This is a genomic window from Microbacterium sp. C5A9 (assembly GCF_022627955.1).
Lineage (GTDB): Bacteria > Actinomycetota > Actinomycetes > Actinomycetales > Microbacteriaceae > Microbacterium.
On sequence record NZ_JABXGD010000002.1, the window covers coordinates 93015 to 107468 of the forward strand.

General features: G+C 69.8%; 16 protein-coding genes. 6 read left to right on the plus strand and 10 right to left on the minus strand.

What is annotated here, in order from left to right; all coding sequences use genetic code 11:
* Positions 1–47: 47 nt before the first annotated feature.
* Positions 48–791, minus strand: coding sequence for a PspA/IM30 family protein (locus HWD99_RS03580; protein ID WP_201469425.1), 744 nt, complete (start codon positions 789–791; stop codon positions 48–50).
* A 58-nt stretch (positions 792–849) separates the two neighbouring features.
* Positions 850–2889, minus strand: coding sequence for a TPM domain-containing protein (locus tag HWD99_RS03585; protein WP_241794882.1), 2040 nt, complete (start codon positions 2887–2889; stop codon positions 850–852).
* Positions 2890–3011: 122 nt separating this feature from the next.
* Between HWD99_RS03585 and HWD99_RS03590 the strand changes: the two genes are divergently transcribed.
* The 5 genes from HWD99_RS03590 to HWD99_RS03610 are packed head-to-tail and all read left to right on the plus strand — an operon-like array spanning position 3012 to position 7034.
* Positions 3012–3851 carry a DUF3097 domain-containing protein gene (locus HWD99_RS03590; protein WP_241794883.1) on the plus strand — a complete coding sequence of 280 codons (840 nt, stop codon included), beginning with the start codon at positions 3012–3014 and terminating at the stop codon, positions 3849–3851.
* 43 nt (positions 3852–3894) lie between these two features.
* Complete coding sequence (gene trmB / locus HWD99_RS03595) at positions 3895–4620, plus strand: tRNA (guanosine(46)-N7)-methyltransferase TrmB (protein WP_241794884.1); 726 nt, start codon at positions 3895–3897, stop codon at positions 4618–4620.
* Complete coding sequence (locus tag HWD99_RS03600; protein ID WP_241794885.1) at positions 4617–5471, plus strand: CPBP family intramembrane glutamic endopeptidase; 855 nt, start codon at positions 4617–4619, stop codon at positions 5469–5471. The genes trmB and HWD99_RS03600 overlap by 4 nt, the downstream gene beginning before the upstream one ends.
* Positions 5472–5507: 36 nt before the next feature.
* Positions 5508–5900 carry a DUF1304 domain-containing protein gene (locus tag HWD99_RS03605; RefSeq protein WP_241794886.1) on the plus strand — a complete coding sequence of 131 codons (393 nt, stop codon included), beginning with the start codon at positions 5508–5510 and terminating at the stop codon, positions 5898–5900.
* A gap of 57 nt (positions 5901–5957) precedes the next feature.
* Positions 5958–7034, plus strand: a complete 1077-nt coding sequence (locus tag HWD99_RS03610) for a DNA polymerase IV (protein ID WP_241794887.1) — start codon at positions 5958–5960, stop codon at positions 7032–7034.
* A gap of 17 nt (positions 7035–7051) precedes the next feature.
* On the opposite strand, the gene HWD99_RS03615 is transcribed toward HWD99_RS03610, so the two are convergent.
* From HWD99_RS03615 to HWD99_RS03630, 4 genes are all read right to left on the minus strand, one after another.
* The gene (locus tag HWD99_RS03615) at positions 7052–7453 is read right to left on the minus strand and encodes a RidA family protein (protein WP_241794888.1); all 402 of its coding nucleotides are present in this window, start codon (positions 7451–7453) and stop codon (positions 7052–7054) included.
* 76 nt (positions 7454–7529) lie between these two features.
* Positions 7530–8507 carry a zinc-binding dehydrogenase gene (locus HWD99_RS03620; RefSeq protein ID WP_241794889.1) on the minus strand — a complete coding sequence of 326 codons (978 nt, stop codon included), beginning with the start codon at positions 8505–8507 and terminating at the stop codon, positions 7530–7532.
* 41 nt (positions 8508–8548) lie between these two features.
* Positions 8549–8971: an organic hydroperoxide resistance protein gene (locus tag HWD99_RS03625; protein WP_274617970.1), complete on the minus strand. Its 423-nt coding sequence runs from the start codon at positions 8969–8971 to the stop codon at positions 8549–8551.
* Between the two features lie 26 nt (positions 8972–8997).
* On the minus strand, positions 8998–9486 hold the full coding sequence (locus tag HWD99_RS03630) for a MarR family winged helix-turn-helix transcriptional regulator (RefSeq protein WP_241794890.1): 489 nt from the start codon (positions 9484–9486) through the stop codon (positions 8998–9000).
* Positions 9487–9573: 87 nt separating this feature from the next.
* Between HWD99_RS03630 and HWD99_RS03635 the strand changes: the two genes are divergently transcribed.
* Positions 9574–9987, plus strand: a complete 414-nt coding sequence (locus tag HWD99_RS03635; RefSeq protein ID WP_241794891.1) for a hypothetical protein — start codon at positions 9574–9576, stop codon at positions 9985–9987.
* An 83-nt stretch (positions 9988–10070) separates the two neighbouring features.
* On the opposite strand, the gene aztD is transcribed toward HWD99_RS03635, so the two are convergent.
* From aztD to aztB, 4 genes are all read right to left on the minus strand, one after another.
* Positions 10071–11273, minus strand: a complete 1203-nt coding sequence (gene aztD, locus HWD99_RS03640) for a zinc metallochaperone AztD (RefSeq protein ID WP_241794892.1) — start codon at positions 11271–11273, stop codon at positions 10071–10073.
* A 29-nt stretch (positions 11274–11302) separates the two neighbouring features.
* Entirely contained in the window at positions 11303–12220 is a 918-nt protein-coding gene (gene aztC, locus HWD99_RS03645; RefSeq protein WP_241794893.1) for a zinc ABC transporter substrate-binding protein AztC, read from the minus strand.
* A 3-nt stretch (positions 12221–12223) separates the two neighbouring features.
* Positions 12224–13459 (minus strand): ABC transporter, encoded by a 1236-nt coding sequence (locus HWD99_RS03650; protein ID WP_241794894.1) that lies wholly within the window; start codon positions 13457–13459, stop codon positions 12224–12226.
* Positions 13460–13530: 71 nt separating this feature from the next.
* Positions 13531–14400: a zinc ABC transporter permease AztB gene (gene aztB, locus HWD99_RS03655; protein WP_308220676.1), complete on the minus strand. Its 870-nt coding sequence runs from the start codon at positions 14398–14400 to the stop codon at positions 13531–13533.
* Positions 14401–14454 lie beyond the last annotated feature (54 nt).

A 14454-nucleotide genomic window follows, 5' to 3' on the forward strand; every position in this document is an offset into this window, starting at 1 on the left:
AGCGGATGCCCCGGAGCACTCGGCTTCCGGGGCATCCGCGCGATGAGTCAGGAACCTTCGATCGCTCCGCGGGGAGCGGAGCCGCCGGCCTTCAGCTCGGCGAGCCGGGCCTCGACCTCGGTGAGCTCGCCGAGGTCCTCGAGGCTCTCGAACTGCGCGTCGAGGCTGGACGCCGCGAGCTCGATCTTGCCCTGCGCGAGCGCCTCCTGGCGGCGGACCTTGTCTTCGAAACGGCCCAGCTCGCTGGTCGGGTCGAGGACGTTGATCGACGAGACCGCGTCCTGCACCTTGGTCTGCGCCTCCGCGACCTTGGCGCGGGCGAGCAGTTCGCTGCGCTTGTTCTTCAGCTCGCCGAGCTTGTCCTTCATGCCGTTGAGGCCGGACTTGAGCTTGTCGACGATCTCGGTCTGCGCCGCGATCTGCGGCTCGGCGCCGGTCGCCTCGCGCTCCGCGCTGATCTGACGCTGGAGCGCGATCTTCGCGAGGCTGTCGAACTTGTCGGCGTCGGCCGCGTTGCCGCTGGAGCGCATCTCGTCGGCCTTGCGGCTCGCAGCGAGTGCCTTGTTGCCCCACTCGGTCGCCGACTGGACGTCCTCTTCGTGGTCGCGCTCGAGCAGACGGAGGTTGCCGATCGTCTCGGCGATCGCCGACTCGGCGTCGGCGATGCTGTTGGTGTAGTCGCGGACGAGCTGGTCGATCATCTTCTGCGGGTCTTCCGCGGAGTCGAGCAGCGAGTTGATGTTCGCGCGGACGAGGGTCGAGATTCGTCCGAAGATGGACTGCTTGGTCATGCTGTGTTCCTTTCAGAGGGTCGGTATCGATGCCTGGGGGTGGATGCGGGTGTGCGGTTCAGAAGCGTCGTCCTCCCGAGCGGCCGCTGCGGCCACTGGATCGACCGCCTCCGCCACCGAAGCCGGAGCTGCGGAACCCGCCGCCGCCGCTGGAGCGCCAGCCGCTGCTGCGCGAGGATCTTCCGCCGCCGCCGCCCGACAGCAGACCGCCGATGATCCCGCCGAGGATGTCACCGCCGAGACCGGAGCCGCCGGAGCTGCTTCCTCCGCCGAAGACGCTCCCGCCGCCCCACCCGTCGTTCTCGTAGCGGCTCGGGTTCATCGACGCGACGTCCGACTGGGCAGAGGCGGTCGCCTGTCGCGCGAGGTCGAGCGCTCGCCCGGCCTCGGCGAGCGCGGCCTCGGGGTCGGAGGGGCGGAGGTTCAGCGCCTGGGTCAGACTCGCGTCGGCCTGCGACAGTCTCGTCCGCGCGGTGGATCCCACCGTGCCTCGTCGGGTCTCGATGTACTCGCGCGCCGCGCGGATCTCGGAGCCCGCCTGGGAGAGCGTCTGCTCGAGCATCTGCTGCGTACGTCGCGCCCGCTCGGCGGCCTGCGCGCCCTGAGCGATGGCTGCGTCGATCTGCGCGTTCGCCGCGGTGAGAGCCTCGAGCACCCGGTGCGGGCTGCGCTGCGCTCCCGTCAGAGCAGTCTGCGCCTGCTGCAGCTGCTGCGCCGTGGCCGCAGCGACCGACGAGATCGCGCCGCCGGTGTCGGGCAGCTGCTGCGCGGTCGCGATGTCGCCCTGCAGCTCGGCGATGAGCGCCTGCGCCTGCGCATCGATGTCGGCCAGCTCCGTGCCCAGCGTCGTGATCGCCTGCACCAACTGGGTCGCCTGGGCGATGGACTGCTCGGCGGTGCGGATCGCGAACGCCGCCTCACCGGTGCGGCCGGCTGCGATCGCGTGTGCCGCGGCCTCGATCGAGCGATCGGCGAGAGCTGTGCGTTCCCGTGCCTGGACAGGGTTGTCTGCGACGGTGACGAGGGCGGAGGCGTCGAACGTGGCGGCGAGAGCGCGCAGAGACGGCTCGGCGGTCGCGAGCACGGCGTCGAGCGATGCGCGTTCGGCGCGAACGCGCTCGAGCTCCTGAGGAGCATTCTGCTCCAGCTTGCGGAGCGCGTCGAACGCCTCCGTGTTCTCGTCGAGCACGTCGTCGATCTCGTCGCACAGCTCGATGATGCGGATGTGCCAGGCTCGGCGATCGTGGACCGTGTCCTCGATCTCGTCGTCGAGCTTCTGCTTCAGGTCGAACGCCTCGGACATCTTCGCCTTCGCGGTCTCGACCGCTCCGCTGAACTCGACGGTCGCCGCCTCGCCGAACTGCGCCACGGCGAAGCCGAGCTCCTCACGACTGGAGGTGATCGCGTCGTCGGCCTGCACCAGTGCGGTGCCGGCCTGAGTCTGCACCTGCTCGTCCGTGAGGGTGGAGAACGGATCGTTCGGGTCGGGCGTCTCCGGCATCGCTCCGCGCCGGCGGATCTCGGCGTTGCGTCGCGACCGGCGGACGAGCGCGATGACGAGCCACACGACGAGGGCCAGGGCGATCACGGCGACCACGATCAGGGTCACGCGGAGGGCTCCGGCCCCGCCGTCTCCCTGGATCTCGTCGGCGGCGAGGACGATCGCCCCGGCGTAGTCCTCCTGCGAGGCGAGCTGCTGGATCTTCTGCTCGACGTCGTCGAGCTTGCCGTCGCTCAGCGGGCCCTCGGCGGCGGCCGAGATGTAGTAGCTGCGTCCGTCGACCGCGATGGCGAGCAGGTACTGCTCCGGGCCCAGATTGTTGTTCTCGGCGACCGTGTCCGCCCACTCGATGCTGTCGGAGGGGGACGTGAAATCATCGACGAGGACCACGAACAGATCGGCCGAGGAGTTCTCGCTCAGGGTCTGCAGCCGCTCTTCGACGGCCTGCTCGTCGGCTGTGGTCAAGACGCCGGCATCGTCGGTGACGAAGCCGGAATCGAGGGTGACGGGATCAGTCGCGGATGCCGCAGAGGCCGACAGTGCTCCGGCCGCGATCGCCGCCGTGAGTGCGGCCAGCGCCAGCCACCGTGTCTTCATCGTGTTCCCTCCGACCGGCAGCCGAGCCCCATGTCACGAGTCTATGCACACAGCCCGACACGCGACAGCATCCGAGGGGCGATCGCCGTTCGCCCTCAGCGGAGGCACATACGCTGGAGGGCATGGACGACAGGTATGGATCGGATGTGCTCGCTGCGGGATGGCGGGAGCGGGCGACGAAGCCCGTGCCCCAGGTGCCAGCCGAGGCCGATCTCGTCGTCGAGGTCGCGGAGGACGGTTACTGCGGCGCGGTCACGCGCGTGCAGGGCGGGAACGTCGAGCTCGAGGATCGGCTCGGGCGCAAGCGGCTCTTCCCCCTCGGCAGAGGATTCCTGATCGACGGCTCACCGGTGCGACTCACGGTCCCTGCTCCGAAGGAGCAGGGCGCCCGGCGCACGGCGTCCGGCTCGTTCGCGGTCGCCGACCAGCGGGCGAGGATCGCCCTGCCCAGTCGCATCCTCGTCGAGGGCAAGCACGACGCCGAGCTGGTGGAGAAGGTGTGGGGGGCGGATCTGCGCGTCGAGGGCGTGGTCGTCGAGTTCCTGCAGGGAGTGGACCTGCTCGACGAACTGCTCGAGGCGGAGCCTCCCAGCGCGTCTCGACGGTACGGGGTGCTCGTCGACCACCTCGTCGCGGGGTCCAAGGAGTCGCGTATCGCCGAGGCGGTCTCCCGTGGGCGCCACGGACGGCACGTGCGCATCGTCGGGCATCCCTTCGTCGACGTCTGGCAGTGCGTCACGCCGCGTGCGCTGGGGATCGCGAAATGGCCGGAGGTGCCTCGGGGGACCGACTGGAAGACCGGGATCTGCCGCGCTCTCGGGTGGCCCCACGAGACGCAGGGCGACACCGGTCGCGCCTGGCAGCACATCCTGTCGAAGGTGCACACGTATCGCGACCTCGAACCGGCGCTGCTCGGCCGAGTCGAGGAGCTCATCGACTTCGTGACGGCTCCGCCCGAGTGACGGCCGGTCGGTGACGCGAGGCGGCGCCGACTACCCTGGACACATGCCCGAACCCCGCACCTTCCGCGACGAACCGGTGTCCTTCGTGCGCCGCAGCGGCCGGATGTCCGACGCGCAGGAGCGCGCCTTCGACGAGCTCGGCCCGCACTACCTGCTCGACGTCCCGAGGGACGTGGCGTGGACGTCGGTGCACCCCGAGGCCCGCCTGGATCCGGCCGCCGAGTACGGACGAGAGGCGGATCTGTACGTGGAGATCGGCTCGGGACAGGGGCACGCGATCGTCGCCGCGGCCTCGTCGCGGCCGGGCGACGACTTCCTCGCCGTCGAGGTCTTCCGTGCGGGCCTCGCCCGCACGATGCTCGACGCCGATCGTGAGGGCGCGCGCAACATCCGCGTCGTCGAGGCGAACGCACCGGAGGTCCTCTCGTCGTACCTCCCCGAAGCGGCGGCCGCAGAGGTGTGGATCTTCTTCCCCGACCCGTGGCACAAGAAGAAGCACACCAAGCGCCGACTCGTGCGCCAGGGATTCGGCGTCACCGCGGCGCGCGCGCTGCGTGACGGCGGGCTGCTCCGACTCGCCACCGACTGGGAGGACTACGCGCTGCAGATGCGCGAGGTGCTCGACGCCGACCCGCTGTTCGAGCGCGCGTTCGAGGGGGAGTGGGCGGATCGGTTCGACGGACGGGTGATGACCGCGTTCGAGCGCAAGGGGATCGCCAAGGGGCGCGACATCCGCGATCTCGCGTATCGGCGGAAGTCGCGCGCGTGACCGACGTGCGGCGCACGACGACCTGGCCCGACGTCGTCCCTGCGCTGCTCGTGTGCGCTGCGGCGCCCGCGTTCTTCGTGGTGCAGGTGCCATGGCTCGGCTGGGCGCTGCTCGCGCTGGGCGTCGGCGGAGCGTGGCTCGTCGAGAGAGGTCGTCCCGTTTGGACGGGCCCGATCGACGGCACCCGACGCGAGCCCTCGCTCACCCGTGACCTGTCGCTCATCGCTCTGGGAATGCTCATCGTGAGCGTCATCCCGCTCGCCGCCGAACTCGACAACCTCGCGATGCTCCGGTTCACGCTCGCGCTCGGCGGCGCCGTCGCGGTGCCGTACATCGTGTCGCGTTTCGTGTTCCGCGACCGGGCGATCAGCTTCCCGTGGCGCACCCACAGACGCTGGGGTCGTCTGCAGTGGGGCTGGCTGGTGGCGGTGCTGGTGCTCGGGTGGCTGATCCTGCCGTTCTACTTCATCACGAGCGGGGTCTATCAGAACTGGCCCGTCGTCGACACTCCCGATCTCATCGCCCGGCTCTTCGTCGGGGTGGGAGCGGTGGGGATCTGGGACGAGCTCTTCTTCATCTGCACGGTGTTCGCGCTGCTGCGGCGGCACTTCCCCGATGTGCTGGCCAACGTCCTGCAGGCGATCGTGTTCGTCTCGTTCCTCTGGGAGCTGGGATACCGGGAATGGGGCCCTCTGCTCACGATCCCGTTCGCGCTGCTCCAGGGGTTCATCTTCCTGCGCACGCATTCGCTCGCGTACGTCGTGACGGTGCACCTCCTGTTCGACGCCGTCGTCTTCGCGGTGCTGGTGCACGCCCACAATCCCGGACTCCTGCCCATCTTCCTCGTCTGACGAGTGACGCGGCCGCGCGGCCGATACGATCGGATCATGCTCATCGTCGGACTCGTCCTCGCCGCCGCCGCGGCGGCCTTCCACGTCTTCATCTTCGCGCTGGAGTCCCTCAAGTGGACCGAGCCCGAGACGAGGAAGATCTTCGGCGTCCCGACCGAGGCGGATGCCATCACGATGAAGGCGCTCGCCTTCAACCAGGGCTTCTACAACCTGTTCCTGGCTCTCACCGCGCTGCTCGGCGTCGGATTCGTCATCATCGGACTCTCGACCGTCGGACTGACCCTCGTCTTCGCGGGTACCGGGATGATGCTCGCCGCCGCCCTGGTGCTCGTGCTCTCCGACCGTACGAAGGTGCGTGCCGCAGCGATGCAGGGCACGCTGCCTCTGCTGGCCGTGATCGCCACCGCCATCGGCGTCGCGGTCGCCTGACCTCCCTCTGCGCTCTCGTGGGGTGACAAGCCGGCTGGCAGCCCCCACACTCGATGCATGGCCTCTTGGGTGCTGCACGTGGACATGGATCAGTTCATCGCCGCGGTCGAGGTGCTGCGCAGACCCGAGCTCGCGGGTGTGCCGGTGATCGTCGGCGGGCGGGGCGATCCCACCGAGCGTGCAGTCGTGTCGACAGCCTCGTACGAAGCACGCGCGTTCGGCATCGGCTCCGGCATGCCGCTGAAGGTGGCCGCGCGGAAGGCTCCGGAGGACGCCGTGTTCCTCCCCGTCGATCACGCGGCGTACGAATCCGCGTCCGCCGAGGTGATGTCGGCGCTGCGCGCCCTGCCCGGCGTGGTGCTCGAGATCATCGGCTGGGACGAGTGCTTCCTCGGTGTCGAGACCGATGACCCGGATGCGGTGGCGCGTGCCGCTCAGGTCGCGGTTCTCGATGCGACCGGGCTCCACTGCTCCGTCGGCATCGGCGACAACAAGGTCAGGGCGAAGATCGCCACCGGATTCGGCAAGCCTCGCGGTGTGTTTCGTCTCACGGAGGAGAACTGGTTCGCGGTGATGGGGGACCGATCGACGCGCGATCTGTGGGGTGTCGGGCCGAAGGTGCAGAAGCGACTCGCCGCACACGGCATCGCCACGGTGCGTGAGCTCGCGGATGCCGATCGCGAGCTGCTCACCGCCGAGTTCGGCCCGCGCATGGGCGTCTGGTACCACGGACTCGGATCGGGGGTCGGGCCGGCCACGGTCGATGACGCACCCTGGGTGGCGCGCAGCCACAGCCGAGAGACGACCTTCGCGCACAACCTGACCACGTCTGAGCAGGTGGAGGCCGCGCTGTCGGAGCTGGCCGGTCATGCGTTCGACGACTGCGCCGCGGATGGCCGCCCCGTGGTGCGCGTGCACGTGAAGGTGCGTTATGCGCCGTTCGAGACCAGGACGTTCGGTCGCACGCTGTCCAGGCCGACGACGGACCGCGGCGAGGTCATCGAGACTGCGCTCGCGCTCGGCGCCACCCTGGACCGCCAGCGCGAGGTGCGGCTGCTCGGCGTCCGCGCCGAGATGTCGGTGCCCGAGGGCGGTGCGGCGACCGAGCGGACACCGGTGAGGGGGAGGATCTGAGCCGCGCGCCGACCTGATCAGTCGCGGATGACCGCGGCGACGGCACTCACCTCGATCAGAGCCCCGGGCACGCCCAGCCCTGCGACGAGAGCAGCCGTGACCAGGGGAGGAGCGCCGTCTCGTGCAAGGGTCGAGGCGACGGCGCCGTACGCGGCGCGCAGGTCGGCATCCTGGTGGATCAGGATGGTCCAGCTGATGACGTCGTCGAGACCGGCGCCCGCGGACTCGAGGGCGACGCGGGCGTTCTGGACGGCTCGGAGCGATTGCTCCGCGGCATTCGTCGAGACGAGGGCGCCGCTCTCGTCGACGCCGTTCTGGCCGCCGACGTAGACGGTGGTCGCGCCGGGCGGGACGACGGCCACATGGCTGAATGCAGGACTGACGACCAGTCCCGCCGGTTGCGTGAGTGTGATCTCCATGACGCCGAGTATGGGCGTGACCACGGACATCGGCACCGGGGAGTCTCGGGGCGGGCTGCTGCCCGCCCCGACACGATCAGAACCGGAGGAGGACCTTGCCGACTCGGCCGGCCGTGTTGCTCGCGCGGACCGCGTCTGCGGCATCCGCCGCGTCGAAGACACCGGCGACCGGGAGCGTCAGAGTGCCCTCGGTGACCCGCTGGATCAGCTCTCCGAACAGTGCGCCGCGCGTGGCGGCGTCCATGGTCTGGATGACCTTGCTGCCCCAGAATCCCTTCACCGTCGCCTGCTTGAAGATGACGTCGCCGGATGCGATCTCCATGGTGGGGGAGTTCATCGCGCCGAATGCCACGAGAGTGCCACCCTCGCCGAGGAGCGAGAGCACGTCGCCCGCCGACGACCCGCCGACCGAGTCGATGCCGAACGCGATGTGCGCGCCGCCGGTGATCGCGCTGACCTGGTCGCGCCAGTCGTCCTGATCGGTGGCGACGACGTTGTCGATGCCCTGCTCGCGCAGTTCGTCGACACCCGCGGTGCGACGGACGAGGCCGACGACGTTGACGCCGCGGGCGGCACCGAGCTGTGCCAGCATGCGTCCGACGGCGCCGTTCGCCGCGTTCTGCACGATCCAGTCTCCCTGCTTCGCATCGAGGAACTGCAGCAGGCTGATGGTGCTGAACGGCATCGAGACCAGCTGTGCGGCGCTCTCGTCATCCAGCGACTCGGGCACGGGGATGAGTCCGGCGGCGTTCGCGACGACGTACTCCGCCCAGGCGCCGAACGTGCCGCCGGTCGCGACCCGCTGGCCGACCGTGAGCGTGTCGACGCCCTCGCCGAGTGCGTCGACGATGCCGAGCGCCTCGGTGCCGGATGCTGCGGGCAGTTCGGGCTTGAAGCCGTACGTGCCGCGGATCGTCCACAGGTCGTGATTGTGGATCGGCGACAGCACGATCTTCAGACGGACCTGGCCCGGGCCGGGCTGGGGCGTGGGTCGTTCTTCGACCTTCAGGACGTCTTCCGGGGTGCCGAAGGTCTCGTGGATGAGTGCGCGCATGGGGGTCTCCTTGTGGGATCGGTGAGGCGGGCGAAGAGGGGTCAGTCGTCGGTGACGGTGATCTGGACGTCGATGTTGCCCCGGGTCGCGTTGGAGTAGGGGCAGACCTGGTGAGCGGCATCCGCGAGAGCCTGAGCCTGCTCGTGGGGCAGCTCGGGGATCACGACCTCGAGCTGCACGGCGAGGCCGAACCCGCCCTCGCCGTTCGAGCCGATCTGCACGCGGGCGCCGACCGAGGTGTCGGTGAGCGTGACCTTCTGGGCTCGTGCGACGGACTGCAGGGCGGAGTGGAAGCACGCGGCATAGCCGGCGGCGAAGAGCTGCTCGGGGTTGGCGCCGTCGCCGCTGCCGCCCATCTCCTTCGGGATCGCGAGCTCGAAGTCGAGTCGCGCGTCGCTCGTGGCGACGCGGCCGTTTCGGCCTGCTCCGGTGGCGAGTGCTTCAGCGGTGTAGAGAGCGTCCATCGTGTGGATTCCTTCCGGGTGGGTGGTCAGTGGTCGTGGGTGACAGCGGCGGCCGTGGCGCGCCGGTCCGATTGCGAGCTCGCTGCGTTCTCGGTGCCCTGCAGTCGCGCGGTGAGTTCTCTCAGTTCCGCGATCAGGCGGTGGCGGTCGGCGTCGTCCTGCACTCCCGCCAGCTCCGCCACCCGCACGTGCACGGGAGCGACGTCGGTGCGCAGTGCACGACCCGCCTCGGTGAGCGTGACGACGACGACTCGCTCGTCGTCGGTGCGGCGGGTCTTGGTCACATAGCCGGCCTGTTCGAGGCGCCGCACCAGCGGCGACAGCGTGCCGGAGTCGAGCTGCATCGCCTCGCCCAGCGACCCGATCGTCTGGTCTCCCTCGATCCACAGGATCGCGAGGACGAGGTACTGCGGATAGGTGAGCCCCCAGGGCGCGAGCAGGGTGCGGTACGCCTGCGTCGTCGCGCGGGCGGCGGAGTACAGCGAGAAGCACACCATCTCATCAGTCACGGCCATAACCTAAGTATTGCACGCGATTAAGTTGTGCACAATCTAAGTGAGGATGCCCTCCGGGAGCGGGCTCTCGGCGCTAGCCTGAGAGCCGTGCGCATCCGCCCGATCGACCTCGTCGACGTCTTCGTCTACCTCGTCGTGCTCGGCGTGTTCGTGCAGTTCTTCCCCGAGGTGATCGCCGAATCGTTCGCCCTGTCGCTCCTGACCGCTGTGCTGCTCAAGGTCGTGCTCGAGGTGGTGACGACGGTGAAGAAGCGGATCGTCGCGCGCATCCGCGACGCCCGCTCGGTCTGGGTGCGCGTCGTCAACATCGCGTCGCTCCTCGTCCTCATGCCGGGCAGCAAGTTCGTGGTGCTGGAGCTCGTCGACGTGCTCTTCGGAGACGCCGTGTACCTCGGCGGGTTCTTCGCCGTGACGGGGCTGATCATCGTGCTCATGCTGGCGCGAGGCGGTGTGCGCATGATCTGGGTGCCTCGAGAGAGTGACCACACCTCTCGGCAGTGACGGTCGCTCCCGCAGCAGACGGAGGGTGGGGCGCATGCGCCCCACCCTCCGTCGTCGTTCGCGTCGGGGGATCTCGACGAGTGTCAGCCCGCCGCGGGGGCGAGCTCGTTCGGGGTGACGTCCAGCTCGGCGCTGGCGAGCACCTCGCCCGTCGTCAGGTCGACGGCGTGCACGCTGTTCGCCGCGGGCTCGGTCACGTAGGCGATGTCGCCGGCGACGACGATGGCGGGGTGCGGGTCCTGCCATTCGGCCGGGCCCTCCCACGCGTCGACGATCGGGAAGCTCTCGGTGACCTCGCCGGTCTCCGGGTCGAGCACGTGGATCGAGCCGTCGGAGGCGAGGATGTACGCGAGGTCGTCGGGCCCGCGCACCACATCGCGGAAGGTGTACTCCACGCCCTCGGGCAGCTCGACGACCTCGTAGGTCTCGGCCTCCGTGTCGATGAGCGTCACGGCGCTCAGCAGGTAGCCCTCGGCGTCGGCGTCGTTCTTGTAGTCGCCGACGATGATCGGGCTGGTCTCGCTGACCCAGGCGTTGCCCATGCGGCCGTACGGCTGGTCGGGTGCGGCGAGCTTGGTGATCTCGCCGTCGGTGTAGAGGAGGGCGCCGTTCTCGCAGCCGAACACCACGGCCTCGTGTGCGGCCGTGCCCTCGCCGTGCACGCCGGGGCACTGATCGGACGCCGCGATCTCGGCGCCGTCGGCGTCGCGGACGACGATGCCGTTGCGGCCGTCGGCGTTGCCGACCGTCGTGAGGAACGTGCCGTCCTCGAGCAGGACCGACACTCCGTGGTGCGCCTCGACGCCCTCGATCGTGCGCGTGTCGGGCAGCCCGTCGGAGCCCGCGAGATCGGCGGTGTCGAAGATCGTGGTGTCGCTCGTCCCGTCGGCGTACAGGATCGTCTTCCCTCCGTGGCGGACCACGTGTCCCGGGGTGTCGGCGGCGAAGATCGAGTCGGTGAGCTCCGCCTCGTCGCTCGAGCCCGCCGCGGTGTCGAGCACCTGGAATCCCTCGCTCATCGTGACCATGACGTGGCGGTCGTCACCGGCGGGGTTCAGCCGGGTGAACGGCTCGGACTCGAAGTCGGCCACGGTCTCGAGCGTCTCGCCGTCGAGCACGAGGATGCCGCCGTCGTACGAGACCGCGACGCGGGGGCCGGCCTCCTGCTCCGGGGCCTCGCCCGCGGCCGGTTCGGTGCCGGTCGGCGAGGAGCACGAGGCGAGGGCGACGACGGTGCCGACGGCGAGCACGCCGAGGGCCGCGCGCCGGAAAGAGGATGTCTTCATTCGGTGTTTCCTTCTTCGTGGTGGAGGTCTCAGCGCGTGAGACCGGAGGTGATGCGCTCGGTGTTGACGCGCATCATGGTCAGGTAGTCGGGGGCGCCGCCGTCAGCGTCGGTCAGCGACTCGGTGAACAGCTCGATCACGTCGACGTGGATGTCGGCCTCGGCGGCCAGCGCCTGCACGAGCCGGTCGGGTGAGGAGGATTCGGCGAAGACGGCCGGGACGCCGGTCTGCTCGATCGCATCGACGAGATCGGACAGGTCTGATGCCGAGGGCGCCGCGAGCGTGGTGCCGCCGGGGATCACGGCGCCGACGATCGTGAAGTCGAAGCGCTCGGCGAGATACCCGAAGACGTGATGGTTGGTCACGAGCGCACGCCGGGACTCCGGGATGCTCGCGAACGCATCCGCCATGTCGTCGTCGAGCGCCGTCAGCTCGGAGCGATACCCGGCCGCACTCGTCGCGAGCGCGGACTCGTCGATGCCGCCGATCGCGGCCAGGGCGGGTTCGAGGGCGTCGACGACGTCGACCATACGGGCCGGGTCCGTCCAGAAGTGGGAGTCCGGCATGCCCGCGGCATCGCCCACGCTGTAGTCGAGGACCTCTATCGCGTCGCCGGCCACGAACAGCGGGACATCCGTCGCGGCGGCGGCATCGAGATGCTGCTGCAGGCCCTCTTCGAGTCCCAGGCCGTTCGAGACGATGAGATCTGCTCCGCGCAGGGTGGCCGCCTCCTGCGCGGAGATCTCGAAGGAATGCGGGTCGGCGTTCGGCTTCATGAGGGTCACCACCTGCGCCTGGTCGCCGACGATCTCGCCGACGACATCGCCGAGGATGTTCGTGGAGACCACGACCAGGGGACGGTCGTCCGCATCGGGGGCGCACGCCGTCAGCGCGAGGGCGGCGAGGCCGAGCGTCGCGGCGGCGGCGAGGAATCGGATGGTGCGCATGCGTCAGCGTCCTGTCTCGGCGACGAAGGCCGGTTCGGTGGCGGTGTCGAACGTGCGAGCGATGCGTGCGTCGTCGGCGTAGTCGATCTCGTACAGCCGTCGCTCGGCCGGTGCGCTGAGGTAGGCGCGGTGCTGGTCGGCGATGAGGGTCGGAGCTCTGCCGCTCGCCAACGACTCGGCCACGAGCGGTGCGGTCTCGGCGAGCAGGGTTCCGTCGTCGGCGCTGAGCACCAGCATCCGGCCGTCCTGAGCGAGGGCGAGCAGGTGGCCGCCCTCGTCGTCGACGGCCGTGACCTGCGTGAGGGGTGCAGGCGCCGTGAGCAGCGTCCACGCGCGCTCGCGGGTGTCGAGCAGGCGGATGTCGGTCGGCGCGGCGAGTGCGGCGACGGTGGGGCGACCTTCTCGGTTGGCGAAGGCGCCGATCGATGAGGGGGCTGCGCCGTCGGGGAAGGGGATGCGCTCGATGCTCAGGGCGCCGTCATCGACAGAGGCCAGCAGTGCGCCGTCGGCACACCCGATGACGGCGCCGACACGCGTCGTGATGGTGCCCGCGGGGGCGATGCACGGCTGCTCGAGACCCACCCGTTCACCGGTGGAGTCGTAGCCGACCACCGTGGTCGCTGCTCCGCCTTCGGCGTCGGTCACGAGTGCGAACGAACCCACCGGAACCACGAGCCCGTCGTGCGGGTCGCGGTCGAGCCGGAAGAGCTCGCGCACCTCGCCCTTCGACAGCGCCTCGGTGTCGAGCAGCACGGCGTCACCCGACGCGGCGAACGAGATGCCCGTGCCGCCCGACGTCGAGCTGTTCGTGGTGGCGATCGCTGCTCGCCCCTCGCCCTCGACCGCGCCGAGCAGCGCCGGTGCGGCGCGGTAGTAGTGGAAGTGGTCGACGTGATCCCACGTCCACACGCCGCTGTCGACGATCTCGACGCCGGCGCCCGTGTCGGCGAAGAGGTAGCGGCCGTCGGTCGTCATCGCCGACGCCTGCGAGACCTCGCCGATCTCCGTGATGCTCTCATCGAGGAGATCGAGGTGCGCGACCGTGCCGTCCGGGTCGATCGTGGTGAGTGCGAGTGGGGGCTCGGCGACCTCCTCGGCCCCGGCGATCGCGCCGTGACCTGCACCGGTGGGATCGGCGCTCGACTCGGTCTGCTGCGCGGAGGGCGGCTGCTCGGCGCACGAGACGAGGGTGAGGATGAGGACGCCGAGAACGGTGCCGACGGTGATTCGATGAGTCATACGGGTGTTGCGGGAACTCACAGGAGCCTTTCGACGGGGGAGGGGCACGGAATCATCGGGACAGTGCAGGGTCATCGGGACAGTGCAGGCTCGGCGGTGTGGGCCGGCGGGCGGACGCCACGCACCGTGGCCCTCACCGCCCAGGACGCTCCGGCGAGCACGATCGCCGTCGCGGCGACGGATGCACCGGCGGCGGTGGCGAGATACCAGGAGGCGAGGAGGCCGAGGACGACCGCGGCGATGCCGAAGAGTGCGGCGAGGAGCATCCGACTCGGGATACGCGTCGTCCAGTGGCCGGCGGCGACCGCGGGCGCCAGCAGCAGCCCGACGACGAGCATCGAGCCGACAGCCTGATACGACGCGACGACCGCGAGAGTGACCAGGCCCACGAGCGCGCCCTGGGCGAGCCGAGGGCGAAGGTCGAGCACGGAGGCGATGCGGGTGTCGAGAGCGAGCGCGACGAACGAGCGGTGGCACGCGACGGCCACGGCGAGGCCCGCGGCCGCTGCGGCGGCGAGCAGCAGCAGGTCGGTCTCGGTGATGGCCAGGATGTCACCGAAGAGGATGGCGGTGGCATCCGTGGCGAAGCTCCCGGAATGGGAGATGACGATGACCCCGAGCGCGAGCATCGAGACGAAGAGCAGCCCGATGCTGGTGTCGTACGAGAGCCGGGCGCGTCGCTGGAGTGCACCGATTCCCAGGCTCATCGCGATCGCGCTGGCGGCACCGCCGACGAGGACCGGCAGACCGGAGACGGTCGCGAGGGCGACTCCGGGAAGCATGCCGTGCGCGAGCGCCTCCCCGAGGAAGGCCATGCCGCGGATCACCACCCAGGTGCCGACCACTCCGCACAGGATCGCGACGAGAGCGCCGCCGATCATGCCGCGCTGGACGAAGTCGAGGTCGAACGGAGCGACGACGGAGGAGGGGGAGACGGTCACGATCACCGACCCTAGATGTTTTTGATAATGATTATCAAACTCGTATGTTTGACG